Source organism: Geodermatophilus sp. URMC 60 (assembly GCF_053502585.1).
Genome location: NZ_CP199958.1, coordinates 4,857,240 through 4,883,390, shown reverse-complemented (window position 1 = coordinate 4,883,390; position 26,151 = coordinate 4,857,240). Strand labels below are relative to the sequence as shown.

The 26,151-nt window shown below is 74.6% G+C and carries 24 protein-coding genes and 2 pseudogenes; 23 read left to right on the top strand and 3 right to left on the bottom strand.

Annotation, left to right across the window (positions count from 1 at the left end):
• The 4 genes from ACWIX3_RS22970 (at position 1) to ACWIX3_RS22955 (ending at position 5,615) form a co-directional block, all read left to right on the top strand.
• Positions 1 to 1,365, top strand: coding sequence for a M50 family metallopeptidase (locus tag ACWIX3_RS22970; RefSeq protein WP_448609660.1), 1,365 nt, complete (start codon positions 1 to 3; stop codon positions 1,363 to 1,365).
• A gap of 66 nt (positions 1,366 to 1,431) precedes the next feature.
• Positions 1,432 to 2,610, top strand: coding sequence for a flavodoxin-dependent (E)-4-hydroxy-3-methylbut-2-enyl-diphosphate synthase (gene ispG / locus ACWIX3_RS22965; protein WP_448609659.1), 1,179 nt, complete (start codon positions 1,432 to 1,434; stop codon positions 2,608 to 2,610).
• Positions 2,611 to 2,618: 8 nt separating this feature from the next.
• Positions 2,619 to 3,497, top strand: coding sequence for a GNAT family N-acetyltransferase (locus tag ACWIX3_RS22960; protein WP_448609658.1), 879 nt, complete (start codon positions 2,619 to 2,621; stop codon positions 3,495 to 3,497).
• Positions 3,498 to 3,764: 267 nt separating this feature from the next.
• Positions 3,765 to 5,615: a penicillin-binding transpeptidase domain-containing protein gene (locus ACWIX3_RS22955; protein WP_448609657.1), complete on the top strand. Its 1,851-nt coding sequence runs from the start codon at positions 3,765 to 3,767 to the stop codon at positions 5,613 to 5,615.
• A gap of 80 nt (positions 5,616 to 5,695) precedes the next feature.
• Here ACWIX3_RS22955 and ACWIX3_RS22950 read toward each other — a convergent pair whose 3' ends face one another.
• Positions 5,696 to 6,148 carry a ferritin-like domain-containing protein gene (locus ACWIX3_RS22950; RefSeq protein WP_448609656.1) on the bottom strand — a complete coding sequence of 151 codons (453 nt, stop codon included), beginning with the start codon at positions 6,146 to 6,148 and terminating at the stop codon, positions 5,696 to 5,698.
• A 15-nt stretch (positions 6,149 to 6,163) separates the two neighbouring features.
• Positions 6,164 to 6,703: a hypothetical protein gene (locus ACWIX3_RS22945; RefSeq protein WP_448609655.1), complete on the bottom strand. Its 540-nt coding sequence runs from the start codon at positions 6,701 to 6,703 to the stop codon at positions 6,164 to 6,166.
• 218 nt (positions 6,704 to 6,921) lie between these two features.
• Here ACWIX3_RS22945 and rimP point away from each other — a divergent pair, with 218 nt between their 5' ends.
• The 11 genes and pseudogenes from rimP (at position 6,922) to truB (ending at position 16,681) form a co-directional block, all read left to right on the top strand.
• Positions 6,922 to 7,494 carry a ribosome maturation factor RimP gene (gene rimP / locus ACWIX3_RS22940; protein ID WP_448609654.1) on the top strand — a complete coding sequence of 191 codons (573 nt, stop codon included), beginning with the start codon at positions 6,922 to 6,924 and terminating at the stop codon, positions 7,492 to 7,494.
• Entirely contained in the window at positions 7,491 to 8,624 is a 1,134-nt protein-coding gene (gene nusA, locus ACWIX3_RS22935; protein WP_448609653.1) for a transcription termination factor NusA, read from the top strand. Before rimP ends, nusA begins: the two co-directional genes overlap by 4 nt.
• An 8-nt stretch (positions 8,625 to 8,632) precedes the next feature.
• Positions 8,633 to 9,025, top strand: coding sequence for a YlxR family protein (locus ACWIX3_RS22930; protein WP_448609652.1), 393 nt, complete (start codon positions 8,633 to 8,635; stop codon positions 9,023 to 9,025).
• A gap of 94 nt (positions 9,026 to 9,119) precedes the next feature.
• Positions 9,120 to 9,260 (top strand): annotated as a pseudogene (locus ACWIX3_RS22925) (translation initiation factor IF-2 N-terminal domain-containing protein); the annotation flags it as partial.
• A 1,029-nt stretch (positions 9,261 to 10,289) separates the two neighbouring features.
• A complete protein-coding gene (gene infB / locus ACWIX3_RS22920) occupies positions 10,290 to 12,122 on the top strand; it encodes a translation initiation factor IF-2 (RefSeq protein WP_448612498.1) in 1,833 nt (610 codons plus the stop codon).
• Positions 12,123 to 12,212: 90 nt separating this feature from the next.
• The gene (locus ACWIX3_RS22915; RefSeq protein WP_448609651.1) at positions 12,213 to 12,512 is read left to right on the top strand and encodes a DUF503 domain-containing protein; all 300 of its coding nucleotides are present in this window, start codon (positions 12,213 to 12,215) and stop codon (positions 12,510 to 12,512) included.
• A 116-nt stretch (positions 12,513 to 12,628) separates the two neighbouring features.
• A complete protein-coding gene (gene rbfA, locus ACWIX3_RS22910; protein ID WP_448609650.1) occupies positions 12,629 to 13,141 on the top strand; it encodes a 30S ribosome-binding factor RbfA in 513 nt (170 codons plus the stop codon).
• Positions 13,141 to 13,383: a hypothetical protein gene (locus ACWIX3_RS22905; protein WP_448609649.1), complete on the top strand. Its 243-nt coding sequence runs from the start codon at positions 13,141 to 13,143 to the stop codon at positions 13,381 to 13,383. The genes rbfA and ACWIX3_RS22905 overlap by 1 nt, the downstream gene beginning before the upstream one ends.
• Complete coding sequence (locus ACWIX3_RS22900) at positions 13,380 to 14,384, top strand: DHH family phosphoesterase (RefSeq protein WP_448609648.1); 1,005 nt, start codon at positions 13,380 to 13,382, stop codon at positions 14,382 to 14,384. Before ACWIX3_RS22905 ends, ACWIX3_RS22900 begins: the two co-directional genes overlap by 4 nt.
• Positions 14,381 to 15,682 carry an MATE family efflux transporter gene (locus ACWIX3_RS22895; RefSeq protein WP_448609647.1) on the top strand — a complete coding sequence of 434 codons (1,302 nt, stop codon included), beginning with the start codon at positions 14,381 to 14,383 and terminating at the stop codon, positions 15,680 to 15,682. Before ACWIX3_RS22900 ends, ACWIX3_RS22895 begins: the two co-directional genes overlap by 4 nt.
• A gap of 81 nt (positions 15,683 to 15,763) precedes the next feature.
• Positions 15,764 to 16,681: a tRNA pseudouridine(55) synthase TruB gene (truB, locus tag ACWIX3_RS22890; RefSeq protein WP_448609646.1), complete on the top strand. Its 918-nt coding sequence runs from the start codon at positions 15,764 to 15,766 to the stop codon at positions 16,679 to 16,681.
• A 139-nt stretch (positions 16,682 to 16,820) separates the two neighbouring features.
• Here truB and ACWIX3_RS22885 read toward each other — a convergent pair.
• Positions 16,821 to 17,441: pseudogene (locus ACWIX3_RS22885) on the bottom strand (HAD family hydrolase); the annotation flags it as partial.
• 77 nt (positions 17,442 to 17,518) lie between these two features.
• On the opposite strand from ACWIX3_RS22885, the gene ACWIX3_RS22880 reads away from it, so the two are divergent.
• From ACWIX3_RS22880 to dapB, 8 genes are all read left to right on the top strand, one after another.
• Entirely contained in the window at positions 17,519 to 17,842 is a 324-nt protein-coding gene (locus tag ACWIX3_RS22880) for an antibiotic biosynthesis monooxygenase family protein (protein ID WP_448609645.1), read from the top strand.
• A gap of 110 nt (positions 17,843 to 17,952) precedes the next feature.
• Positions 17,953 to 19,092, top strand: coding sequence for a branched-chain amino acid aminotransferase (locus tag ACWIX3_RS22875; RefSeq protein ID WP_448609644.1), 1,140 nt, complete (start codon positions 17,953 to 17,955; stop codon positions 19,090 to 19,092).
• A 19-nt stretch (positions 19,093 to 19,111) separates the two neighbouring features.
• The gene (locus tag ACWIX3_RS22870; RefSeq protein WP_448609643.1) at positions 19,112 to 20,116 is read left to right on the top strand and encodes a bifunctional riboflavin kinase/FAD synthetase; all 1,005 of its coding nucleotides are present in this window, start codon (positions 19,112 to 19,114) and stop codon (positions 20,114 to 20,116) included.
• Positions 20,117 to 20,355: 239 nt separating this feature from the next.
• Entirely contained in the window at positions 20,356 to 20,625 is a 270-nt protein-coding gene (gene rpsO / locus ACWIX3_RS22865) for a 30S ribosomal protein S15 (protein WP_091382653.1), read from the top strand.
• A 241-nt stretch (positions 20,626 to 20,866) separates the two neighbouring features.
• Entirely contained in the window at positions 20,867 to 23,134 is a 2,268-nt protein-coding gene (locus tag ACWIX3_RS22860; RefSeq protein ID WP_448609642.1) for a polyribonucleotide nucleotidyltransferase, read from the top strand.
• Positions 23,135 to 23,207: 73 nt separating this feature from the next.
• Entirely contained in the window at positions 23,208 to 24,587 is a 1,380-nt protein-coding gene (locus ACWIX3_RS22855; RefSeq protein WP_448609641.1) for a M16 family metallopeptidase, read from the top strand.
• Positions 24,587 to 24,955: a VanZ family protein gene (locus ACWIX3_RS22850; protein ID WP_448609640.1), complete on the top strand. Its 369-nt coding sequence runs from the start codon at positions 24,587 to 24,589 to the stop codon at positions 24,953 to 24,955. Before ACWIX3_RS22855 ends, ACWIX3_RS22850 begins: the two co-directional genes overlap by 1 nt.
• Before the next feature lie 49 nt (positions 24,956 to 25,004).
• Entirely contained in the window at positions 25,005 to 25,811 is an 807-nt protein-coding gene (dapB, locus tag ACWIX3_RS22845) for a 4-hydroxy-tetrahydrodipicolinate reductase (protein WP_448609639.1), read from the top strand.
• Positions 25,812 to 26,151 lie beyond the last annotated feature (340 nt).

Here is a 26,151-nt window from a genome sequence, read left to right as displayed (position 1 = left end):
TTGCTGCTGACCGTCCTCGGGATCGTCGCCTTCGCGGCCGGCCTGCTCTTCTCGATCGCCTTCCACGAGTACGGGCACTTCTTCTGGGCCCGGAAGTTCGGCATGCGGGTGCCGCAGTTCATGGTCGGCTTCGGCCCGACGATCTTCTCCCGCACGCGCGGGGAGACCGAGTACGGCGTCAAGGCCGTCCCGCTCGGCGGCTACATCCGCATCATCGGGATGATCCCGCCGGCCGAGGAGAACGAGAGCAAGCGGGCGACCCGCATGCGCTCGTTCATCGCCGAGGTGCGCGGCGCGGCGCTCGACGACGTCCGCCCCGGTGACGAGGGCCGGGTCTTCTGGGCCAAGCCCTGGTGGCAGCGGGTCATCGTCATGTTCGCCGGCCCCTTCCACAACCTCGTGCTCGCCGTGTTGCTGTTCACCGTGCTGCTGACCGTCATCGGCACCAGCGTGCTGACCACGACGGTGCGCGACGTCCCGGAGTGCGTGCTCCCGGCCGGCGCGGTCACGGCGGCCCGGGAGGACCCCTGCTCGGCGCCGACCACGCCGCAGGGGCAGGCCTGCGAGGCGGGGACGCCGGGCTGCGCGCTGCCCCAGCAGAGCCCCGCGGCGGCCGCCGGGCTGCGCCCCGGCGACACGATCGTCGCCATCGACGGGCAGCCCTTGGACCCCACCGCGTACGACAGCTGGACGACGGTGCAGGAGGCCATCCGCACCAGCCCCGGGCAGCGGCTGGACCTCACCATCGAGCGGGACGGCGCGCGGCAGCAGGTTCCCGTCACGCCGATCGCCAACACCGTCTACGCCGACCCGACCGACCCCACCGAGGGGACGACGACCGCCGGCTACCTCGGCATCTCGCCCAGCGGCCAGCTCGCCCGGCAGGACCTCTCGGACGTCCCCGCCTACTTCGGCACCGTCGTCACCAACGCCGTCGAGCGGCTCGTCGAGATCCCCGAGCGCATCCCGCAGCTGTTCCGCGCGGCGTTCCTGGGCGAGGAGCGCGACCCCAACGGCCCGATCGGCGTCGTCGGCGTGGGCCGCATCTCCGGTGAGGTCTTCTCCATCCCGCAGCTGACCACCCTCGAGAAGGTCAGCACGTTCCTGCAACTGCTGGCGAGCATCAACCTGGTGCTGTTCCTGTTCAACCTGCTGCCGATCTACCCGCTCGACGGCGGCCACGTCGCCGGTGCGCTCTACGAGAAGGCGCGCTCGGTCGTCGCCCGGCTGAGCGGCCGGCCCGACCCCGGCCCGTTCGACATCGCCCGGCTGATGCCCGTCGCCTACGTCGTCGCAGGCCTGTTCGTCGTCCTCTCGGGCCTGCTGCTGATCGCCGACATCGTCAACCCGATCACCCTGCAGTAGTCCGCACCGGGTGTTCCACCCCACGTCACCGGCACCGACCTGCCGGAACCGGCGATACTGGTTGCCATGGCCATCCCCGTCGGTCTCGGCATGCCCGCTGTGCCCCCGCCCGTCCTCGCTCCCCGGCGCAAGACCCGCCAGCTCATGGTCGGCGGCGTCGGCGTCGGCAGCGACCACCCGGTCAGCGTGCAGTCGATGACGACGACCAAGACCGCCGACATCAACGCCACGCTGCAGCAGATCGCCGAGCTCACCGCCTCGGGCTGCCAGATCGTGCGGGTCGCCGTCCCGGACACCGACGACGCCGAGGCGCTGCCGATCATCGCGAAGAAGTCGCAGATCCCGGTCATCGCCGACATCCACTTCCAGCCGCGCTACGTCTTCGCCGCGATCGACGCCGGCTGCGCCGCCGTCCGGGTCAACCCCGGCAACATCAAGAAGTTCGACGACAAGGTCGGCGAGATCGCCAGGGCGGCCAAGGGCGCCGGCATCCCGATCCGGATCGGCGTCAACGCCGGGTCGCTGGACAAGCGGCTGCTGGCCAAGTACGGCAAGGCCACGCCCGAGGCGCTGGTCGAGTCGGCGCTGTGGGAGTGCTCGCTGTTCGAGGAGCACGACTTCCGCGACATCAAGATCTCGGTCAAGCACAACGACCCCGTGGTCATGGTGCGCGCCTACGAGCTGCTGGCCGCGCAGTGCGACTACCCGCTGCACCTGGGCGTCACCGAGGCCGGCCCCGCCTTCCAGGGCACGATCAAGTCCGCCGTCGCCTTCGGCGCGCTGCTGTCCCAGGGCATCGGCGACACCATCCGCGTCTCCCTCTCGGCCCCGCCGGCCGAGGAGGTCAAGGTCGGCACCCAGATCCTCGAGTCGCTCAACCTGCGCCAGCGCGGCCTGGAGATCGTCAGCTGCCCCTCCTGCGGGCGCGCCCAGGTCGACGTCTACACGCTGGCCGACGAGGTCACCGCCGGCCTCGACGGGCTCGAGGTGCCGCTGCGGGTGGCGGTCATGGGCTGCGTCGTCAACGGCCCGGGCGAGGCCCGCGAGGCCGACCTCGGGGTGGCCTCGGGCAACGGCAAGGGCCAGATCTTCGTCAAGGGCGAGGTCGTCAAGACCGTCCCCGAGTCGCAGATCGTCGAGACGCTCATCGAGGAGGCGTTGCGACTCGCCGGGGAGATGCGCCCCTCCGGCGAGCAGGCCGACGACGGCGTCCCGCCCGGACGGCCCGTCGTCACCGTCGGCTGACCGGTCCGGTGCTGCGCACGCCAGTGTCTGCCGCCCACCCCGCCACCCCGACGGCGCGGGTCCTCGACGAGACCGACGAGCCCGCCGTCCGCGCCCTGCTCGCCGGCGACCCGGTGGCGGCCTGCGTCATCGCCGGGCGGGTCGAGGCCGCAGGCACCTCCGCCGCGGCCCTCGGCGCCCCGCTGTGGGGGCTGGGCCGCGGGCCCTCGCTGGACGCGGTCTGCCTGGCCGGGGCCAACCTGATCCCGTTCGCCCTGCCGGGGGCGGAGCGGCCCGCGGCCGAGGCCTTCGCCGAGCGCGCCCGGCGCGCCGGGCGGCGCTGCTCGACCATCGTCGGTCCGGCCGCGTCCGTGGACCCGCTGTGGGCGCTGCTGGAGCCCTCCTGGGGCCCGGCCCGCGACCACCGGCCCCGCCAGCCGCTGCTGGCGATCGAGGGTCCACCGGCCATCGCCCCGGAGTCGCGGGTGCGCCCCGTGCGCCTCACCGAGCTCGACGTCCTGCTGCCGGCCGCGGTGGCGATGTTCACCGAGGAGGTCGGGGTCAGCCCGCTGCGGGTGGACGGCGGCGCCGGCTACCGCGCCCGGGTCGCCGACCTGATCCGCGCCGGCCAGTCGCTCGCCTGGATCGAGGGCGGCGAGGTGCTGTTCAAGGCCGAGATCGGCGCGGTCTCCCGCAGTGCCTGCCAGGTGCAGGGCGTGTGGGTCGCCCCCGCCCACCGCGGCCGGGGCATCGGTGCCGCCGGCACCGCGGCCGTCGTCGAGTACGCCCGCGCGGCCATCGCGCCGGTGGTCAGCCTCTACGTCAACGACTTCAACGGCCCGGCCCGGGCCGCCTACGCCCGGGTCGGGTTCCGCGAGGTCGGGCGGTTCGCCAGCGTCCTGTTCTGAAGAAGGACCTCCCTGCCCCCGTCACTCGCAGGCTCGCGACGGGCCGGGCCCCTGCAGGGAGGCCGTTCCAGCCCGTCACCGGGCTCGCGACGGGCCGCTGCAGGGAGGCCGTTCCAGCCCGTCACCGGGCTCGCGGCGGGGCCCCGCAGGGGGCAGTGCCCGGGAGGGGGCCAGCCTCCCGGGGATCGACGCCCTCGTCTGGAACGCTGTCTCGCCGTGCGTACACGTCGGGCGACGGTCCTGGGGTCCACGTTCACACTGCTCGCGGTGCCGGTGCTGGCGGCCTGCTCCGGCAACGCCGAGGCCGACGTCCGGTCCGCCGCCGAGGCCTTCCTCGCCGACTGGGCCGCCGGGGACACCGCGGCCGCCGCCGGCGCGACCACCGACCCGGGGGTCGCGACCGCCCTGCTCGAGCAGGCCGCCACCGACCTGCCCGGGGCCGCGCTGACCCCCGAGGTCGGGCAGGTGACCGTCGAGGACGGCACCGCGACCGTCGACTGGACCGCCACCTGGGACCTCGCCGCCACCCCCGAGTGGAGCTACCCGGCCACCCTGCGGCTGCAGGAGGCCGAGGAGGGCTGGGACGTCGTCGCCGAGCCCACCCTCGTCCACCCGGAGCTGGGGGAGGGCCAGCGCCTGCAGCTGGAGCGCGAGCTCCCCGAGCGGGCGGCGATCACCGACGCCGCGGGGCAGCCGCTGTTCGCCCCGACCGAGGTCGTCAACGTCGGGGTCGACCCCGCTCAGGTCACCGACCTGCCGGCGCTGGCCGCGGCGCTGTCGTCAGCCACCGGGATCGCCGCGGAGCAGATCGTCGCCGACGTCCAGGCCGCGCCCGCAGGCCAGTTCGTGCCGGTCATCACGCTGCGCCGTCCGGACTTCGAGGCCGTCCGCGCGCAGGTCTTCGACCTGCCCGGCGCCGTCTTCCCCACCGACACCAGGCTGCTCGCACCCAGCCCCCGCTTCGCCTCGGCCCTGCTGGGCCGGGTCGGCCCGGCGACCGCGGAGGTGCTCGAGGAGACCGTCGGGGACGGCGTCCCGGCGTACGCCGCCGGTGACCAGCTCGGCCTCTCCGGGCTGCAGCGCGCCCTCCAGGAGCAGTTGACCGGCACGCCCGGCTTCACGGTCTCCGTCGTCAGCACCGACGAGGCGACCGGGGATCCCGGCCGGGAGGTCGACGCTGTCGAGCCGGTCCCGGGCCGGCCGGCGCAGACGCCGCTGGTGCGCGCGGTGCAGACTGCCGCGGACGCTGCCGTCGCCACCCAGCAGCTGCCGACCCACCTGGTCGTCGTCCGGCCCGGCACGGGGGAGATCCTGGCGGTGTCCTCCAACGAGGCCGCCGCGGCGGGCAACGCCCTCACCGGCCAGTACCCGCCCGGCTCCAGCATGAAGACGATCAGCGCCACCGCGCTGCTGGCCACCGGCACGCTGACCCCGCAGACACCGGTCGCCTGCCCCGGCACCTTCGTCGTCGACGGGCGCGAGTTCGAGAACGCCGACCAGTTCGACCTGGGCACGGTCCCCTTCACCGAGGCCTTCGCCGAGTCCTGCAACACGACCTTCATGCAGCAGGGCCTGGAGCTGCCCGACGACGCGCTCGCGGCGGCCGCCGCCTCCTACGGCGTGGGCACCGACTGGCAGCTGCCGGTCGACGTGTTCAGCGGCGAGGTGCCGGCCGACAGCACCGGGACGACGAAGGCGGCCAACGCCATCGGTCAGGGCCAGGTGCTCATGAGCCCCGCCCAGCTGGCCCTGGTGGCCGCCGGCGTCGCCGGCGGCACCCCGGCGGTGCCGGTCGAGGTCGTCGGCGCCGAGCCGGCCGGGCAGGTGGCCGCCGGCCCCGACCCCGCCGTGCTCGAGGCGCTGCGGCCGATGATGCGCGAGGTGGTGCGCTCCGGGACGGCGAACGCGCTGGTCGACCGCGGCGAGGTCTACGGCAAGACGGGCACCGCCGAGTTCGGCACCGACACCCCGCCCGACGCCCACGGCTGGTTCATGGGCTACCAGCTCGGCGGGCCGCAGGGCGACCTGGCGTTCGCCGTCCTGGTGGAGACCGGTCAGTCCAGCAGCGTGGCCGTCGACGTGACCGACGTCTTCCTCGGCGGGCTGCCCCGGGCCTGAGGCGGCCCCGTCCCGGGTGCCGCCGGCTTCGTCCGGGGCCCCGCCCCGAGCGTGCGAGGGGTGGGGAGGACGGGCTCCTCCTACAGGCCCGGGAACGCGTCGGTGACCGGCGTCCGGCCGGCGGCGGCGCGCCACCCGACGGCGCGGACCTCGGCGGCGCAGAGCTCCCCGACGGCCAGCCCGCGCACGTCGGGCTCCGTCGCCTGGTCGAGCAGCCGCACCCAGGCCGCGGACACGCCCTCCTCGAGGACGACGCCCAGGGCCGCGGCGTCCACGGCGGACAGGACGGGGAAGGGCAGGGTGTATCCCGCCGCGCGGGGGACCGGGTCGGCGCCGCGCGACTCCAGCAGCGCCGCCAGCCGGTCGCGGGCGTCCCGGTGCGCGACGTCACCGGCGACCGCCGGTCCACGGGCGTCCTCCGGCAGCGCCGCGCCCAGCGCGCCGTACCCCCACACGGCGGCGTGCTCGGCGGCCACCACCTCGCGCAGCGCCGCGGTCTCGGTGCCCCCGTCGAGGACGCCGTCGTCAGCCACGTGCCTGCCCTCCGCTCACGCCAGTGCCGCCTCGTGCCCGCGCAGCCCCGCGGCGACCGACCCGAGCAGCGCCGCCCGCGCGCCCGTCTGGCGGGCGCAGGCCGCGGCGTGCGCGGCGGCCGCGCCGGCCACCTGCTCCCGCAGCCAGGTGCGCACGTCCCCGCCCGGCGGAACGGCCGGTGCCGCGGACGAGGCCGGTGCCGCGGACGAGGCCGGTGCCGCGGACGAGGCCGGTGCCGCGGACGAGGACGCGGCCGGCGACGCCGTCGCGGACGGCGCCGCAGCGCGCAGCCGGTCGAGCTGCTCGGAGGCCTGCGCGGCCAGGTCGCTCAGGGCCAGCGCGGGGTCGGCGGTCGTCGCCGCGGCGTAGGCCGCGACCACCGCCTCCTGGACGGCCACCTGCTCGGCCAGCCGGTCGGCCTCCTCGGTGCTCACGGTCGGGGCACCCGAGGAGCCCGCGGTGCAGCCGGCGGCGAGCAGCGCGAGGCCGGCCGAGGCCACGAGGAAGGCGCGCCGGGAGCAGCCCGCCGAGGCGGGAGGAGGCAGGGGGACCATCACCGCCATCCTCTCAGCCCCGCCCGCGCCCGGCCGGGAGCACACTGCGGGCGGGTCCCTCCCCGGCCGCCCGGTCTCGGGGTCGCCGGCGTAGCGGTAGCCTGACCCTCCGCCCGGTACCGGGCCGACGGCGTGTCCACCGACCCCTCCCGGGCCGCGACACAGGGCGCCGGACCACCCGTGCCTGCCGCCGACCGAGCCAGGAGAGGGAGGGAGCCGTGTCCGCCGCCCCCCGCACCGACCCCGTCGCGACCCGCCTCGCCGGGCTGGTCGCCCCGGTCGTCGAGGCCGCCGGGTACGACCTCGAGGAGTTGGCCGTCACCCCGGCCGGCCGGCGCAGCATCGTCCGGGTCGTGGTGGACCGGGACGCCGGCGTGACCCTCGACGACGTCGCCGAGGTCAGCCGCGCGGTCTCCACGGCCCTCGACGAGCACGACGGGGAGTTCGGCAGCGCCCCCTACGTGCTCGAGGTCACCAGCCCCGGGGTCGACCGGCCGCTCACCGAGCCGCGGCACTGGCGGCGCAACACCGGGCGGCTGGTCACCGTCGCCGTGGGCTCCGCGGGCTCGGTCGAGCAGGTGACCGCGCGGGTGCTGGAGGTCGACGGCGACGGGGTGACCCTCGCGGTGGAGGCGAAGGGCAAGCCCGGGGCGAGGAAGCGGCCGCCCACCCGGCGGCAGGTGCCGTGGCAGGAGCTGGGCGCCGGGCGGGTGCAGGTGGAGTTCGGCCGGCACGAGCCCGACGCGGACGAGCAGCCGGATCCCGCGGACGACGACGGAGGAGGACAGTGAACATCGACGTGACCGCCCTCAAGGCGGTCGAGCGGGAGAAGGGCATCCCGGCCGACACGGTCATCGAGGCCATCGAGACGGCCCTGGTCACCGCGTACCGGCACGCCGACGGGGCGCGCAAGCACGTGCGGGTGCACGTGGACCGCAAGACCGGCGAGGTCGCGGTGCTCGCCCAGGAGCTCGGGCCCGACGGCGAGGTCGTCCGCGAGTGGGACGACACCCCGCAGGACTTCGGCCGCATCGCGGCCAGCACCGCCAAGCAGGTCATCGTCCAGCGCCTGCGCGACGCCGAGCACGAGCAGACCTTCGGCGAGTACGCGGGCAAGGAGGGCGACATCGTCAGCGGCATCGTGCAGGCCGACCAGCGGCGCAACGCCAGCGGCACGGTGCTCGTCGACATCGGCAAGGTCGAGGCGGTGCTGCCCGCGGCCGAGCAGGTGCCGGGGGAGACCTACCCCCACGGCAGCCGGCTGAAGGCCTACGTGGTGTCGGTCGCCCGCACCTTCCGCGGCCCGCAGGTCACCGTCTCGCGCACCCACCCCAACCTGGTCCGCAAGCTCTTCGCCCTCGAGGTGCCCGAGATCGCCGACGGCAGCGTGGAGATCGTCGCGGTCGCGCGCGAGGCCGGTCACCGCTCGAAGATCGCCGTCCGCACCTCGGTGCCGGGGCTCAACGCCAAGGGCGCCTGCATCGGCCCGATGGGGCAGCGGGTGCGCAACGTCATGAGCGAGCTGCACGGCGAGAAGATCGACATCGTGGACTGGTCCGACGACCCGGCGACCTTCGTGGCCTCGGCGCTGAGCCCGGCGCGGGTCACCAGCGCCCAGCTGGTCGACCGCCAGGCCAAGGCGGTGCGGGTCGTCGTCCCCGACTACCAGCTGTCTCTGGCGATCGGCAAGGAGGGGCAGAACGCCCGCCTGGCCGCCCGGCTGACCGGCTGCCGGATCGACATCCGCAGCGACGCCCAGCCCGACGACGCCACCCCCTCGCCCGGGGTGGGGCGCGCCCCGCTGCGGTCGGGTGCGCCGGCCACGCGCACCGGCCGCCCCGGCGGTCCGGGTGCGGGCGCACGCCCCGGTCGGGTGCCCGGTGGCCGGAGTCCGGAACACCCGGGGCCCTCAGCGCGCTAGAGTGCAGGGTGGCCGAAACGTCGATCCCGGTGCGCACCTGTGTGGGCTGCCGGAAGCGCGCTCCGGTCACCGAGCTACTGCGCGTCGTCGCGCGGGACGGGGCACTCGTCCCCGACTCGCGACGGAGGCTCCCCGGCCGGGGCGCCTCGCTGCACCCCACCCCGGAGTGCCTGCACGCAGCGGAGCGACGCCGGGCCTTCCCCCGGGCGCTGCGCCTCCCCGGAGGCGGCGGCTCCCCGGTGGAGGCCGGTCCGCTCCGGGACCACGTCCTCGGCGCGCCTGCGGCGCCCGCGGGCAGCGGGGTCCCGGACGGGCGAGCACGCACGAACGACAACCGCACCAACACAGACGGACCCGCACCCGGCGGGTCCGCACGTCGAGAGCAGGACGTCGTCGGATGAGCAAGCCGTGAAGTCCCCACGATGACAAGCCAGACCATGCAGTACTGACGACGAGGTCGCGCGGGCAAGCCGCCGGCCTCACAAGAGGAGATCCGTGCCAGGCAAAGCCCGCGTACACGAACTCGCCAAGGAGTTCGGTGTCGACAGCAAGACCGTGCTCGCCAAGCTCAAGGAGCAGGGCGAGTTCGTGAAGTCCGCCTCCTCCACCGTCGAGGCCCCCGTGGCCCGGCGGCTCCGGGAGGCCTTCGTCGCGTCCGGTTCCAACGGCGGCGGCAACGGCGGGGGTCAGGCCGCCCCGAGGCCCGCTCCGCGTCCCGGTCCGCGCCCCTCGCAGGCCCCGGCCGCCGCGGCTCCGGCCGCGCCGTCCGCCCCTGCGGCGCCCGCGCCCGTGGCGCCGTCCGCTCCGGCTCCCGCTCCGCAGTCGCCGGTGACCGGTGTCCCCGGCGCGCCCACTCCGGGCCCGCGTCCGGGTGCGGCCCGTCCCGGCGCGCCCGTGCCCGGCCCGCGGCCGACCGCTCCGGAGCCGCAGGCCCCGGCGGCGAGCGCGCCGACCCAGCAGCCCGCGGCGCCCAGCGGCCCGCGTCCGGGAGGTGCCCCGCGCCCCGGTCCGGCCGGCGGTCCCACCCCGGGTCCGCGCCCGGCCGCTCCGGGTGCCGGTCCGCGACCGGGCCCGCGCCCGGCTCCGCGTCCGGGCAACAACCCCTTCAGCAGCGCTCCCCGTCCGGCTCCGGCCGGCGGCGCGCCGCGTCCCGGCCCCGCCGGTGGCCCGCGCCCGGGTCCCGGCGCCGGTGGTCCGCGTCCCGGCCCTGCCGGCCCGGGTGGCCCGCGTCCGGGTCCCGGCGCCGGCGGTCCGCGCCCGGCGGCCGGTGGCCAGCGTCCGGGTCCCGGTGCGGGCGGTCCGCGCCCGGCGGCCGGTCCCGGCGGTCCGCGCCCGAACCCGGGGATGATGCCGCAGCGTCCCTCGCCCGGCATGATGCCGCCCCGGCCGGCCGGCGCCGGCCGTCCCGGTGCGCCCGCCGGCCGTGGTCGTCCCGGCGGTGGCCCCGGCGGTGGCGGCGGCTTCCGTCCCGGTGGCGGTGGTGGCCCCGGTGGCGGCGGTGCACCCGCCGGCGGTGGCTTCCGTGCCGGTGGCGGCGGCGGTGGCCGCGGCCGGGGCCGTGGTGGCTCCGGTGCCGGTACCGCGGGTGCCTTCGGTCGTCCCGGCGGGCGTGGCCCGGTCCGCGGGCGCAAGAGCAAGAAGCAGCGGCGCCAGGAGTTCGACTCCATGGCGGCGCCCAGCATGGGCGGCGTCAGCCTGCCGCGGGGCAACGGGCAGACCGTCCGGCTGCCGCGCGGTGCCTCGCTGACCGATCTCGCCGAGAAGATCGGCGCCCAGCCGGCCGCGCTGGTCACCGCCCTGTTCCACCTGGGCGAGATGGTCACCGCGACCCAGTCGGTCAACGACGAGACGCTGCAGCTGCTCGGTGCCGAGATCGACTGGGACATCCAGGTGGTCAGCCCCGAGGACGAGGACCGCGAGCTGCTCGAGACCTTCGACCTCACCTTCGGCGACGAGGGTGACCAGGAGGACTGGGAAGCCCGTCCGCCGGTGGTGACCGTCATGGGTCACGTCGACCACGGCAAGACCAAGCTGCTCGACGCCATCCGCAACACCAACGTGGTGGCGCGGGAGGCCGGCGGCATCACCCAGCACATCGGCGCCTACCAGATCACCACCGAGCTGGAGGACGACGAGCGGCCGATCACCTTCATCGACACCCCGGGTCACGAGTCGTTCACCGCCATGCGTGCCCGAGGCGCGAAGGTCACCGACATCGTCGTCCTGGTCGTGGCGGCCGACGACGGCGTCATGCCACAGACGGTCGAGGCGCTCAACCACGCCCAGGCCGCCGAGGTGCCGATCGTGGTCGCGGTCAACAAGATCGACAAGGAGGGGGCCAACCCCGCCAAGATCCGTCAGCAGCTCACCGAGTACGGGCTGGTGGCCGAGGAGTACGGCGGCGACACGATGTTCGTCGACGTCTCCGCGACCACCCGCCAGGGCATCGACGAGTTGCTCACGGCGATCCTGCTGACCGCCGACGCCTCGCTGGACCTGCGCGCGAACACCGAGCAGGACCCGCAGGGCGTGGTGATCGAGGGCAAGCTGGACAAGGGCCGCGGCCCCGTCGCCACGGTGCTCGTCCAGCGCGGCACGCTGCGCCAGGGCGACTCGATCGTGGCCGGCGACGCCTACGGTCGCGTCCGGTCGCTGCTCGACGAGCACGGCAACAAGCTGAAGGAGGCCCTGCCGGCCCGCCCCGTGCAGGTCGTGGGTCTCACCTCGGTGCCCCGTGCCGGTGACACCTTCCTCGTCGTCGAGGAGGACCGGGTGGCGCGGCAGATCGCCGACCGCCGCCAGGCCCGCATCCGCAACGCGCAGAACGCCTCCATGCGCAAGCGGATCAGCCTCGAGGACCTCGACGCGGCGCTCAAGGAGAACCGTCAGCTCAACCTGATCATCAAGGGCGACAACTCGGGCACCGTCGAGGCGCTCGAAGAGGCCCTGATGAAGATCGAGGTGAGCGACGACATCTCGCTGCGGGTCATCCACCGCGGCGTCGGTGGCATCACCAAGAGCGACATCGACCTCGCGCTGGCCGACGACGTCATCGTCCTGGGCTTCAACGTCCGGGCCGAGGGGCAGGCCACCGAGCTCGCCAACCGCGAGGGTGTCGACGTCCGGTACTACTCGGTCATCTACCAGGCGATCGAGGAGATCGAGGCGGCCCTCAAGGGCATGCTCAAGCCGGAGTACGAGGAGGTCGGGCTCGGTTCGGCGGAGGTCCGCGAGGTCTTCCGCGTGCCGCGGATCGGCAACGTCGCGGGCTCCATCGTCCGCAGCGGGACGATCACCCGGAACTCCCGGGCCCGGCTGGTCCGCGACGGCGTCGTCGTGGCCGACGGTCTCACCGTCGAGTCGCTGCGTCGCTTCAAGGACGACGTGACCGAGGTCCGCGAGGGCTACGAGTGCGGTATCGGTCTCGGGTCGTTCAACGACATCAAGGTCGAGGACGTCATCGAGACCTTCGAGATGCGCGAGAAGCCGCGCGCCTGAGAAAGGGCCCCGCTGCCCCCGCGCCTCGCACGCTCGGCTCGGGTCCCTGCAGCGGGGCCGTTCCAGCACGTTGCAGTAGGTAGGGAGGCGGTGAGCGTGTTCACCGGCACGCTCACCGCCGACCTGCTGCTGGGCGACGTCCACTCGCTCAAGGGCAAACGCGCCGTCGTCCGGCCGATCGTGGCCGAGCTGCGGCGCCGCTACGCCGTGGCCGCCGCCGAGGTCGGGGACCAGGACCTGCACCGCCGCGTGCAGGTGGGGGTGGCCACGGTGGCCGGGGACGCCGGCCAGGTGGCCGACGTCCTCGACGCCTGCGAGCGGTTGCTGGCCGAGCGGCCGGAGGTGACGCTGCTCTCGACGCACCGGCAGCTGTTCAGCGACACCGACTGAGGACCCCTGCCCCCACCGCTCGCAGGCTCGCGGCGGGACCCCGCAGGGGGCCACCCGGGGGCGCCCGGGGTCCGTACCACCCGCGCCCGCAGGGGCGCCCACCACCAGGAGGTCCGATGGCCGACCCGGCCCGCGCCCGCAAGCTCGCGGTGCGCATCCGCCAGATCGTCTCCGCCGCGATCGAGACCCAGGTCAAGGACCCACGCCTGGGCATGGTGACCGTCACCGACGCCAAGGTGACCAGCGACCTGCGCGAGGCGACGGTCTTCTACACCGTGTACGGCGACGCCACCCAGGTCGAGGACTCCGCCAAGGCGCTGACCTCGGCCACCGGTGTGCTGCGCTCGACCGTCGGCAGGCAGACGGGCATCAAGTTCGTGCCGACGCTCACCTTCGTCGCCGACCACGTGCCCGACACCGCCCGCGAGCTCGACGCCGCGCTGGAGCGGGTCCGGCACGCCGACGCCGAGCTGGCCCGCATCCGCGCCGGCGCCCAGTACGCCGGTGACGCCGACCCCTACCGCCGTCCCGCCGAGGACGACGACGAGGACGACTCCGCCGAGGAGCGTCCGGACGACGGGGCTGCCGAGGACAGCAGCGACGTGCCCACCCGGAGCAGGAGTCTCTGATGAGCGAGAACGACCCCGACCCGAACCTGCCCGACGAGGGGCAGGGCCGCTCGGAGCTGGGCGGCCGCCCCGAGCCCGACGCCGGCGATCCCACCCTCGGCGGCAAGCGGGGTGAGATCGGCGACGCGCCGAGCATCGCCTCCGACGAGCCCAGCGACGGCGAGGGGTACCCGGTCGGCGGCGGGTCGGTGACCGAGGAGGAGAACGCGTCCCCGGTCGCCGATCCCGGCCCGGACTCGTGACGATCTCGCTCCCGCGCGGCACGGACCTGACCGGCCGGGCCGCTGCCGTGCTCGCCGAGGCGGCCGCGGCCAGGGCCACCGTCGTCCTCTCCGGGCACGTGCAGCCCGACGCCGACGCCCTCGGCAGCACGCTGGCCCTCGCCGAGGGCCTGCGGCGCCGCGGCGCCAGGGTGCTGACCACGTTCCCCGACCCCTTCACCCTGCCCGCGTCGCTGGCGTGGCTGCCCGGGGCCGAGGGGATGGTGCCCTCGTCGGCGGTGCCCGCGTCCCCCGAGCTGTTCGTCAGCCTCGACGCCGCCTCGCCGGGTCGGCTCGGGGAGCTGGCCGGGCTGCTGGACGGCGCGGCCACCTCCGTGGTCGTCGACCACCACGCGAGCAACCCGGGCTTCGGCGACGTCCGCGTCGTCGACCCGACCGCGCCGGCGACCGTCGTCCTCGTCGCCGACCTGCTCGACGGGCTCGGCATCGCCCTCGACGAGCGGCTGGCCACCTGCCTGTACGCCGGGCTGGCCGCCGACACCGGGTCCTTCCGGTTCGGCAACACCCGCCCGGACACCCACGACCTCGCTGCCCGGCTGCTGGCGACCGGCATCGACCACGCCGCCATCAGCCAGCGGCTGTTCGACACCGCGCCGTTCGCCTGGCTGGGGCTGCTCTCGGTCGTCGCCGGCCGCGCCGTGCTGGAGGCCGAGGTCGGCGCGGGCCTGGTGTGGACCTGGTCGAGCACGGCCGAGGCCGCCGAGCACGGCCTGCCCGGCGAGCAGCTCGAGGCGCTGGTGGACGTCGTCCGCGCCACCCAGGAGGCCGACGTCGCCTGCGTGCTCAAGGGCCAGGACGACGGCTCGTGGTCGGTGTCGCTGCGCTCCCGCGGTGCCACCGACGTCGCCCGCGTCGCCATGGCGCTCGGCGGTGGGGGCCACCGCGCCGCCGCCGGGTTCACCTCGCACGACGACCGCGAGGCCACCGTGCGCAGCATCCGGGCGGAGCTCACCGCGGAGTGAGCCGCAGCCCCTCGGTCCTGTCACTGGCGGCGCCGGCCCTGGTCGTGCTGGCCGCCGAGCCGCTCTACCTGCTGGTGGACACCGCGGTCGTCGGGAACCTGGGCACCGTCGCGCTGGGCGGGCTCGCCGTCGGCGGCGGGCTCCTGGCGTGGGCCGCCGCGCTGCTGAACTTCCTCGCCTACGGCACCACCGCCCGCGCCGCCCGCCGCGCCGGTGCCGGCGACCGGGCGGGCGCGGTGGCCGAGGGCGTGCAGGCCACCTGGCTGGCGCTGGCCCTCGGTCTGGCCGTGCTCGTGCTCTTCCAGGTGCTCGCCGGCCCGCTCACCCGGCTGCTCGCCGGCAGCGACGGCCCGGTCGCCGCGGCGGGGGAGGGCTGGCTGCGCGTGGCCTCCCTCGGGGCGCCGCTGCTGCTGGTCTCCCTGGCCGGCAACGGCTGGCTGCGTGGCGTGCAGGAGCTGCGCCGCCCCATGCGTTACGTCCTGGTGGGGAGCCTGGCGAGTCTGGTGCTCTGCCCGCTGCTGGTGCACCCGGCCGGGCTCGGCCTGGTCGGCTCGGCGATCGCCAACGTCGCCGGGCAGGCGCTCACCGCCGCGCTCTTCGTCCGGTCGCTGCTGCGCGAGGACGTCGCCTGGCAGCCCCGACCCGCCGCGCTGCTCGCCCAGCTGGTCATCGGCCGCGACCTGCTGTTGCGGGCCGCCGTCCTGCAGGTGTCCTTCCTCGTCGCGACCGGCGTGGCCGCCCGCGCGGGCACCGCCGAGCTCGGCGCGCACCAGATCGCCATCCAGCTGTTCTTCTTCCTCGCCCTGGTGCTCGACGCCTACGCCATCGCGGCGCAGACCCTGGTCGGCCAGGCCCTCGGTGCGACCCGCCCGGACGCCGCCCGCGACACCGCCCGCCGGGTCACCCTCTGGGGCCTGGGCACCGGCGTGGTGGTCGCGGCCGCGCTGCTGGCGCTGCGGCCGGTGGCCCTGCCGCTGTTCACCGACGACCCCGAGGTGGTGGCGCAGGCGACCGTCGCCTGGTGGTTCCTCGCCGGGATGCAGCCGCTGGCCGGCGTCGTCTTCGCCCTGGACGGCGTGCTGATGGGCGCCGGGGACGTCGGCTACCTGCGCACGGTGACCATCGGCGCGGCGCTGGTCGGCTTCGTCCCGCTGTCGCTGCTCGCCGTCCCGCTCGGGTGGGGGCTGGCCGGTGTGTGGACCGGCCTGACCCTCTTCATCGCGCTCCGGCTGGTCGCCGTCCTCGTCCGGGTGGCGGGTGAGAGGTGGCTGGCCGCGCCTGACACCGTGACGGCGTGAGCAGACGCGGAGGCGACGCCCGGGCGAGCACCGCAGGGAGCGCCGGCGACCGACGCGCCGATCGAGGGCGGAGCCGAGCCGATGGGTAGACGCCGTCCCGACGCCGACGTCCCCCCGGGCCTCCTGCTGGTCGACAAGCCCGGCGGGATGACCTCCCACGACGTCGTGGCGCGCGCCCGGCGGGTGCTGTCGGTCCGCAGGGTCGGCCACGCCGGCACCCTCGACCCGATGGCCACCGGCCTGCTGGTCCTCGGCGTCGGGACGGCGACCAGGCTGCTCGGGTACGTCGGCGGCCACGACAAGACCTACGAGGCGACGATCCGGCTCGGGCAGTCCACCGTGACCGACGACCGCGAGGGCGACGTCGTCGCCACCACCTCGGCCGCGCACCTGGACGACGACGCGGTCGCCGCCGCCCTCGCAGCGCAGACCGGCCCGCTGCTGCAGGTGCCCTCGTCGGTGAGCGCGGTCAAGGTCGCCGGCCGCCGCTCCTACGACCGGGTGCGCGCCGGCGAGGAGGTGGTGCTGGAGCCGCGGCCGGTCACCGTCCACCGGCTCGACGTCCACCGGGTCACCCGGCCCACGCCGGACCTGGTCGACGTCGACGCGACCGTCACCTGTACGGCCGGCACCTACATCCGGGCCATCGCGCGGGATGCCGGCGCCGCGCTCGGCGTCGGCGGGCACCTCACCGCCCTTCGCCGCACCGCCTCCGGCCCCTTCGCGGTGGGCGGGGCCGCGCCGGTCGAGGAGGCGGGACAGGCGCTGGCCGCCGGCGGGGGAGCCGGGGTGCTCGGCCTCACCGAGGCCGCACGTGCGGTCTTCCCGGTGCGCACGCTGACCGACGAGGAGGCCCGCGCCCTCGGGTACGGGCAGCGGATCCCGGCCACCGGCGCCCCCGGCCTGCACGCCGCGGTGGACGGCGCGGACCGGTTGGTCGCGCTGGTCGAGGACGCCGGCGCCACCGCCCGTGTCGCGGTGGGCTTCCCGCCCGCCTGAGGAGGACCCCGCGTCCTCCGTGTCCCTCGCAGGCTCGGGACGGCCCCGGACGCGGGGCCGTCGCAGCCGTCACCGGCCGCGCGACCCGGCCGATGAGCGAGTCGTCGAGGTGGGCCAGCAGGTCGGCGGGGTCGTCGTAGACCTCGTCCGCGCCGGCGTCCACGAGCTCGGCCCGGGAGATGCCGCCGCAGGTCAGGGCGATGCAGGGCAGCCCGGCGTCCCGCGCCGACTGCACGTCCCGGATCGTGTCGCCGACCGCCACGGTGCGCCCGGTGTCCAGCCCGTGGTCGGCGACGGCGGTCTGCAGCAGGTCGGGCGCGGGCTTGGCCGCCTCGACGTCGCCCGACGTGGTGGCGCCGTCGACGACGTCCTCGCCGCCGATAGCCGGCACCATCCACTCCAGGTCGGACTCCTCGCCGCTGGTCGCCAGCACTGCGGCCAGCCCCCGTTCCCGGCACGCCTCCAGGAGCTCGTCCACGCGGGGGAAGGCGACGACGAGCTCGCGCAGCGGCTCGTAGCGCCGGCCCTTCGCCTCGACGACGTCCGCGGTGTCTGCAGCGTCGTCCCCGAGCAGGCGGGGGACGAGCTCGGCGCTGGCGATGCCGATCGCGCGGTGGCAGTCGGCCATCGAGACCTCCGGGTGCCCGGTGTCGCGGAAGGCGCGCCACCAGGCGAGGACCTGGAAGTAGTTGGTGTCCAGCAGCGTGCCGTCGACGTCGAGGAGGACGCCGGGCCGCGGTGCCGGTGCGGCAGCGGTCATCGCGCCATCGTCGCCGCGCCCACGTGGCCCGCAGGATCACGGGATTGACCGGTGGCCCCGCCGGGAAGGGGGCGTCCATGAGCGTCGTCAAGATCAACGCGATCACCGTGCCCAAGGACAAGCAGGAGCGCTTCGAGGAGCGCTTCAAGGGCCGCGCCGGTGCCGTCGAGAGCACCCCGGGCTTCGAGTGGTTCGAGTTGCTGCGCCCGCTGGAGGGCACCGACCAGTACCTCGTCTACACCCGGTGGGAGAGCGAGGACGCCTACCGGGCGTGGGAGTCCGGTCAGGACTTCGCCCGCGCCCACGAGGGCGGTGGGTCCGAGCTGGCCCCGGCCGCCAGCAACTCCTCCCACCTGTGGTCCTACGAGGTGATCGAGAGCGCGGCGCCCGACCGGCCGTGACCGCCCGCGGCGGTCGCCGCCGGAGCGGTCGGCGGCGGAGCTAGGGTGGGCGGGCGGTCCGGCAGCCGCCGGACCGCCCCTCGGATCCGCGCACGCCGCAGGTGGGAGCCATGACCGACACGCTCGCCGACAGCCGTACCTCTTCCCGGGTGTTCACCGAGGGCGTGCCGGTGGTCGTGGAGGACGTGCAGCGTCGTCCCACCGCGGAGCGCGACGCCCTGCTCGCCGACCCCGGCTTCGGCCGCTACTTCACCGACTCGATGTTCGTCGCGCGGTACCGCGCCGGCGAGGGCTGGTACGACGCCCGGCTGACCTCCTACGCGCCGCTCCAGGTCGACCCGGCCACCGCCGCGCTGCACTACGCGCAGTCGATCTTCGAGGGGCTCAAGGCCTACGCCCAGCCCGACGGCAGCGTCGCCACCTTCCGCCCCGAGGCCAACGCCGCCCGCTTCGTCCGCGGCGCCAAGCGGCTGGCCATGCCGCCGGTGCCCGAGGAGGCCTTCCTCGCCGCCGTCGACAGCCTCGTCGAGGCCGACCGCGACTGGGTGCCCACCGGCCCCGACCAGACGCTGTACCTGCGCCCCTACCAGCTGGCGACCGAGCCGTTCCTCGGCGTCCGCCCGGCGCACGAGTACCTGTTCCTGGTGATCGCCAGCCCGGCCGGCGCCTACTTCCCCCGCGGCGTCCACCCGGTCTCGGTGTACCTGTCGGAGGACTACATCCGGGCCGCGCCCGGCGGCACCGGCGACGTCAAGTGCGCCGGCAACTACGCCGCCAGCCTGCTGGCCCAGGAGCAGGCGATCGACGCCGGCTGCGACCAGGTCGTGTGGCTCGACGCGGTGGAGAAGCGTTACGTCGAGGAGATGGGCGGGATGAACCTGTTCTTCGTCCTCGGCTCCGGGGACGACGCCGAGCTGGTCACCCCCGAGCTCACCGGCACCCTGCTGCCCGGCATCACCCGCGACTCGCTGATCACCGTCGCCCGCGAGATGGGCCACCGGGTCACCGAGCGGAGGTTCAGCGTGGAGGAGTGGCGCTCGGGCGTCGCCGACGGCACGGTCACCGAGACCTTCGCCTGCGGCACCGCGGCGGTCATCACCCCGGTCGGCGAGGTCAAGGCGCGCACCGGCGACTTCACCGTCGGCGACGGCGAGCCCGGGCCGCTGACCATGCGGCTGCGCGAGCACCTGCTCGACATCCAGCACGGCCGGGTGCCCGACACCCACGGCTGGCTGCACCGGGTCGCCTGAGCGGGCCGGACGCATCGACGTGCGCCAGTGGCGGGGGCTGGAGGCCACGCCCGGGGACCTGGGACGCACGGTGGTCACCGTCGGCATGTACGACGGCGTCCACCGCGGCCACCAGCAGCTGATCGGCACGGCCGTGGCGCGCGCCCGCGCGCTGGGCCGGCCCTGCCTGCTGCTCACCTTCGACCCGCACCCCTCCGAGGTGGTGCGGCCGGGGTCGCACCCGGCGATCCTCACCTCGCTGGACCGCAAGGCCGAGCTCGTCGCCGGGCTCGGCGTGGACGAGATGTGCGTCCTGCCGTTCACCCCCGAGTTCATGCGGCTCTCGCCGGAGACGTTCACCCACACCGTGCTGGTGCAGCACCTGCACGCCGCCTCGGTGGTGGTGGGGGAGAACTTCACCTACGGGCACCGCGCGGCCGGCACGGTCGCCACCCTCGCCCAGGAGGGACGGCGGTTCGGCTTCACCGTGGAGCCCGTGCCGCTGGCCGGTGAGTCCTCGGCCGACGGTGAGATCACCATCTCCTCGACCTACATCCGGGCCTGCGTCGCGGCCGGGGACATGGTGTCGGCCGCGCGGGCGCTGGGGCGGCCGCACCGCATCGAGGGCGTCGTCGTCCGCGGGGAACGGCGCGGCCGCGAGCTGGGCTACCCGACGGCCAACGTGGAGTCCCCGCCGTTCACCGCCATCCCCGCCGACGGCGTCTACGCCGGCGGGCTGGTCATCCTCGACCCACGCACCGGGGCCAGCGTGAGCACCTCACCGGCGGCGATCTCGGTCGGCACGAACCCCACGTTCCAGGGCACCCGGCGCACGGTCGAGGCGCACCTGCTCGACTTCGACGGCGACCTCTACGGCGAGCACGTCGGCGTGGAGTTCGTGCAGCGGCTGCGCCCGATGACCGCGTTCGCCGGCGTCGAGGAGTTGATCGCCCAGATGGACCGCGACGTCGCCCGGACCCGTGAGATCACGTCGTCGGCGTATCGGCCGGCACCGCGGCCAGGTGCCGTCCCCGAGCCGGGCTGAGCCGCTTCCCGTGTCCCGGTCCCGGAGACCCCGCGGGCCCCGGGACGGAGACGCCCGGCCAGGTGCCGTCCCCGGCGAGGCAGTGGAACGTCCCGGGTCCCGTCGGCGTCGAGCCGTCGCGGCGGGGTGGCACACCCGCGCTGGTATCTTCGTGGGTGGTCGGTCGACCCGACCTGTGTGCAGCCTGCCCTCGTGACAGAGACCGGGGGCCACACGTGACCTGCCTCCGGAGGCGATCCATGGCGCTCGACAGCGCGACGAAGCAGCAGATCATGACCGACTACGCCACGGTCGAGAGGGACACCGGCTCGCCCGAGGTGCAGGTCGCGATGCTGACCCGCCGGATCAGCGACCTGACCGAGCACCTCAAGCAGCACAAGCACGACCACCACAGCCGGCGGGGGCTGCTCCTGCTGGTCGGTCGTCGTCGCCGGCTGCTGAACTACCTGGCCAAGACCGACATCAACCGGTACCGGTCGCTCATCGAGCGGCTCGGCCTGCGCCGGTGAACCAGAGGGGACCGTCCCGGCCGGGACGGTCCCCTCTCTCGTGCGGCACCCGCCGCACGGGTCCAGGCCGCGCGCCGGAGACCCGACGCTGGTCGGTCCTCGGTAGTGGCCCCCGGGCATGCCCCTCCCGGTGAGGGGGAACGTCTCCCGTGGGCTTCGATCGAAGACCGGTCACCCGGGCGCAGTTCGGCGCAGACGCCACAAGAGGACGTCGCCGCATGCGACGTAGGAAGAGGACACCGTGTCCGCACCCACCACCCAGAACAGCACCGCTGCGGAGTTCGACCCCGAGGACGGGGTGACCACCGCCACCGCGGTCATCGACAACGGCAGCTTCGGCAGCCGCAGCATCACCTTCGAGACCGGCCGGCTGGCCAAGCAGGCCGCCGGCTCCGTCGTCGTCAGCATGGGCGACACGATGCTGCTGTCGGCCACCACGGCCAGCAAGCAGCCCAAGGACCACTTCGACTTCTTCCCGCTGACGGTGGACGTCGAGGAGCGCATGTACGCCGCCGGGCGCATCCCCGGCTCGTTCTTCCGCCGCGAGGGCCGTCCCTCCGAGGACGCGATCCTCACCTGCCGGCTCATCGACCGCCCGCTGCGCCCGACCTTCGCCAAGGGCCTGCGCAACGAGGTCCAGGTGGTCATCACCGTCCTGTCGCTGGACCCCGGCCACCTCTACGACGTGCTGGCCATCAACGGCGCCTCGGCGTCGACCCAGCTCTCGGGCCTGCCGTTCTCCGGCCCGGTCGGCGGCACCCGCGTCGCCCTGGTCAACGGCCAGTGGGTGGGCTTCCCGACCCACACGGAGCTCGAGGACGCCGTCTTCGACATGGTCGTGGCCGGCCGCGTCCTCCCGGACGGCGACGTCGCGATCATGATGGTCGAGGCGGAGGCGACCGAGAAGACCATCGAGCTCGTCGCCGGTGGCGCCACCGCGCCGACCGAGGAGGTCGTCGCCCAGGGCCTCGAGGCCGCGAAGCCCTTCATCAAGGCGCTGTGCGACGCCCAGTCGGCGCTGGCCGAGAAGGCCGCCAAGCCGGTCGCGGACTTCCCGCGCTTCCTCGACCACCAGGACGACGTCTACGCCGCCGTCGAGGCGCACGCGGGCGCGCGGCTGGCCGAGGTCCAGGCGATCGCGGCCAAGCAGGAGCGCAACGACGCCACCGACGAGCTCAAGGACGAGACGGTCGCCGCGCTCGCGGGCCAGTTCGAGGGCCGGGAGAAGGAGATCTCCGCGGCCTTCCGCGCGCTGACCAAGAAGGTCGTCCGCCAGCGCATCCTGCGGGACAAGGTCCGCATCGACGGCCGTGGCCTCACCGACATCCGCCCGCTCTCGGCCGAGGTCGAGGTCATCCCGCGGGTGCACGGCTCGGCGCTGTTCGAGCGCGGCGAGACCCAGATCCTCGGCGTCACCACGCTGAACATGCTCCGCATGGAGCAGCAGCTGGACACCCTCTCGCCGGTGAACCGCAAGCGCTACATGCACAACTACAACTTCCCGCCGTACTCGACGGGTGAGACCGGCCGGGTCGGTTCGCCCAAGCGCCGGGAGATCGGCCACGGCGCGCTCGCCGAGCGTGCGCTGCTGCCGGTGCTGCCCGACCGCGAGGAGTTCCCCTACGCGATCCGGCAGGTGTCCGAGGCGCTGGGCTCCAACGGCTCGACGTCCATGGGCTCGGTCTGCGCCTCGACCCTGGCGCTGCTGAACGCCGGTGTGCCGCTGCGCGCCCCGGTCGCCGGCATCGCCATGGGCCTGGTCTCCGACGAGGTCGACGGCAAGACCGAGTACGTCGCCCTGACCGACATCCTCGGTGCCGAGGACGCCTTCGGGGACATGGACTTCAAGGTCGCCGGCACCCGGGACTTCGTCACCGCGCTGCAGCTGGACACCAAGCTCGACGGCATCCCGTCCGACGTGCTGGCCCAGGCGCTGACCCAGGCCCGCGCCGCCCGGCTGCACATCCTCGACGTGATGAACGAGGCCATCGACGGCCCCGACGAGATGAGCCCGTACGCCCCGCGGGTCACCACGGTGCGCATCCCGGTCGACAAGATCGGCGCGGTCATCGGCCCCAAGGGCCAGATGATCAACGCCATCCAGGACGAGACCGGCGCGGACATCACCATCGAGGACGACGGCACCATCTACGTCGGCGCCTCCGACGGCCCCTCGGCCCAGGCCGCGGTGGACCGGATCAACGCCATCGCCAACCCGCAGATGCCCAAGGTCGGCGAGCGCTTCCTCGGCACCGTTGTCAAGACCACGCCGTTCGGCGCCTTCGTCTCCCTGCTCCCCGGCAAGGACGGCCTGGTGCACATCAGCAAGCTCGGCGGCGGCAAGCGGATCGGCAAGGTCGAGGACGTCGTCAACGTCGGCGACAAGCTGCAGGTCGAGATCACCGACATCGACGCCCGCGGCAAGATCAGCCTCGTGCCGGTCGCGGCCGAGGAGGACGGCGCTGCCGAGGCCGCGCCGGCTGTCGACGCCGCGCCCGCGGAGGCATGACCGAGCTCGCGAGGTCGTGCGAGGGCAGAGCACCACGGGGCACGTGTCCGACGAGCGTCGGCGAGGAGGACACGTGACCACGGACCGGACGCGGGCTCTGACCGGGGCCGGGACGGGCGCCACCGCGCCCGTCCCGGCCCCGGCCGGTGTCGGGGAGACCGTGGTCCTGGACGTCGACGAGGTCGGCGGCCGGGTCGAGCGCACCGAACTCCCCGGTGGCCTGCGGGTGCTCACCGAGACGATGCCCGGGGTGCTGTCGGCGACCGTCGGCATCTGGGTCGGCGTCGGCTCGCGGGACGAGACCGACGCGGTCGCCGGCTCCTCGCACTTCCTCGAGCACCTGCTGTTCAAGGGGACCGGCAGCCGCAGCGCGCTGGAGATCGCGACGGCCATGGACGCCGTCGGCGGTGAGATGAACGCCTTCACCGCCAAGGAGCACACCTGCTATTACGCGAACGTGCTCGCCAGCGACCTCCCGCTGGCCGTCACCCTGCTCGGCGACCTGGTCACCGACGCGCTCAACACGGCGGCGGACCTGGAGAGCGAGCGGACGGTGGTGCTCGAGGAGATCGCCATGCGCGACGACGAGCCCTCCGACCTGGTGCACGACCTCTTCGCCGAGACCCTGTTCGGCGGTACCGCGCTGGGCCGGTCGGTGCTCGGCACGGTCGAGTCCATCGAGGCCTTGACCCGGGACGACGTCGACGGCTGGTACCGCCGGCGCTACACCGTCCCTTCCATCGTGGTCACCGCCGCCGGCAGGGTCGAGCACCAGCAGGTGCTGGACCTGGTCACCGCCGCCTTCGGCTCCCGGCTGTCGGGCACGGCGCGTCCGGCACCGCTGCGGTCGGGCGAGGAGGGGGCGGCGACCACCCCTGCCCGCCCGACGGGGCTCGTCCGGCGGCGCACGGAGCAGACCCACCTGCTGCTCGGCTCGGTCGGCCTGGGCCGGCTCGACGAGCGGCGCTACGCGGCGGCGGTCATGGAGACCGCGGTCGGCGGGGGCATGAGCTCGCGGCTGTTCCAGGAGATCCGGGAGAAGCGTGGACTGGTGTACAGCGTCGGCTCGTCGCTGTCGCACTACGCCGGCACCGGCTCGTTCTCCGTCTACGCGGGCTGCTCGCCCAAGCGGGTGCCCGAGGTGCTGCGGCTGGTCCGCCAGGAGCTCGCGCGCGTGGCGGCCGACGGGCTGACCGCCGAGGAGGTCGTCCGCGGGCGCGGTCAGCTCAAGGGCGGACTGGTCCTCGGCCTGGAGGACACCGGCTCGCGGATGAGCCGGCTGGGGAAGAGCGAGCTGTCCTACGGGGAGTACCTGCCCGTGCGGGAGGTGCTCGATCGGCTGGACGGCGTCGACGAGGACCAGGTCCGCACCGTCGCCGCCGAGCTGCTCACCCGTGACACCTGCCTGGCCGTGGTGGGGCCCTACCGCGAGTCGGAGCTCGACCGGCTCTGATGTCGCGCCCGCACCCGGCCCTCGCCGTCCACGGCGCACTGTCGCGTGGCGTGTTCGCCGTCGTCGTCCTGGTGTCGCTCGCCGTGCTGTTCGCCCCGGCGGACGACGTCCCCTCGTCCCCGCCGGGCGTGGACAAGCTGGTGCACCTGCTGCTCTTCGCCGCCCTGGCGAGCAGCGGCAGGTGGGCCGGAGCCCGGGCCGGCGTCCTCGGCACGCTCCTGGTGGGGTACGCCGCGATCAGCGAGGTCGTCCAGGGGATGTCGGCGCTGGAACGGTCGGCGTCGGTGGCCGACTGGGTCGCCGACGTCGTCGGCGTCCTCGTCGGCCTGCTGGCCTGGGCCTGGGCCGGACGGCGCACCCGCCAGTGACCACCGGGGCTGCCTTGCATCGTGCGCCGGTGACGGGAAGCCTGACCCGGTGACCACGAGCTCCGCCGCCCCCGACCAGCACGGTTCCACCGCCCCAGCCGGCGAGAGCCCCCTCGTCCCCGTCGGTGTCCTGGGCGCCCGCGGACGGATGGGCACCGAGGTCGTCAAGGCGGTCAACGCTGCCGAGGACCTCGAGCTCGTCGCCATGGTCGACGCGGGGGACTGGCTCTTCGACGTGGCCAACGCCGGCGCGCAGGTTGTCGTGGATTTCACCCGGCCCGACGTCGTCATGGACAACATCCGCTTCTGCATCGACAACAACATCCACTGCGTCGTCGGCACGACCGGCTTCGACGAGGCCAAGCTCGCCACCGTCGCCGGGTGGCTCGAGCCCAAGCCCGACGTCGGTGTGGTCATCGCCCCGAACTTCGGCATCGGCGCCGTGCTCCTCATGAGGTTCGCCCAGGAGGCGGCGCGCTTCTTCCCGTCCACGGAGATCGTCGAGCTGCACCACCCCAACAAGGTCGACGCACCGTCGGGGACGGCGGTGCGGACCGCCCGCCTGGTGGCAGCCGCCCGACGGGCGGCCCGCATGCCGGCCTCGCCGGACGCAACGACCGACTCCCTCCCGGGGGCCCGGGGCGCCGACGTCGAGGGCATCCCCGTGCACGCCGTCCGGCTGACCGGTCTGGTCGCGCACCAGGAGGTGCTCATGGGGGCCTCGGGCGAGACCCTGACGCTGCGGCACGACTCCTACGACCGGGCGTCCTTCATGCCCGGCGTCCTCCTCGCCGTCCGCGAGGTGGGCCGGCACCCCGGCCTGACCGTCGGCATCGAGACCTTCCTCGGCCTCTGAGCGAGGACCCGTCCTCCGCACCCTCCGCCAGCGCTGTGCGGGGCCACCTGTGACGTGGGACGCCCTGCGCCGACTTGCGCACCCCCGCCGAGCGTCGTGTATGGTTCTCTACGCGCCGGACGGGCCCGGGAGGGCCGCGGAGAGCACCCCCGGGTGCAGGACTCCGAAGACGGCGTACAGTAGGACAAGCCGCCAGAGACGAAGCCCGAGAGGGTCGAGTCACTGCGCGTCCGCTCCTTGAGAACTCAACAGCGTGCCGAAAGTCAGTGCCAAGTAACAACCCCTTTTTTGTGGGTTTCTTTGGGTTGATGGATGTACGAGAGTGTCAGCTCTTGGTCTG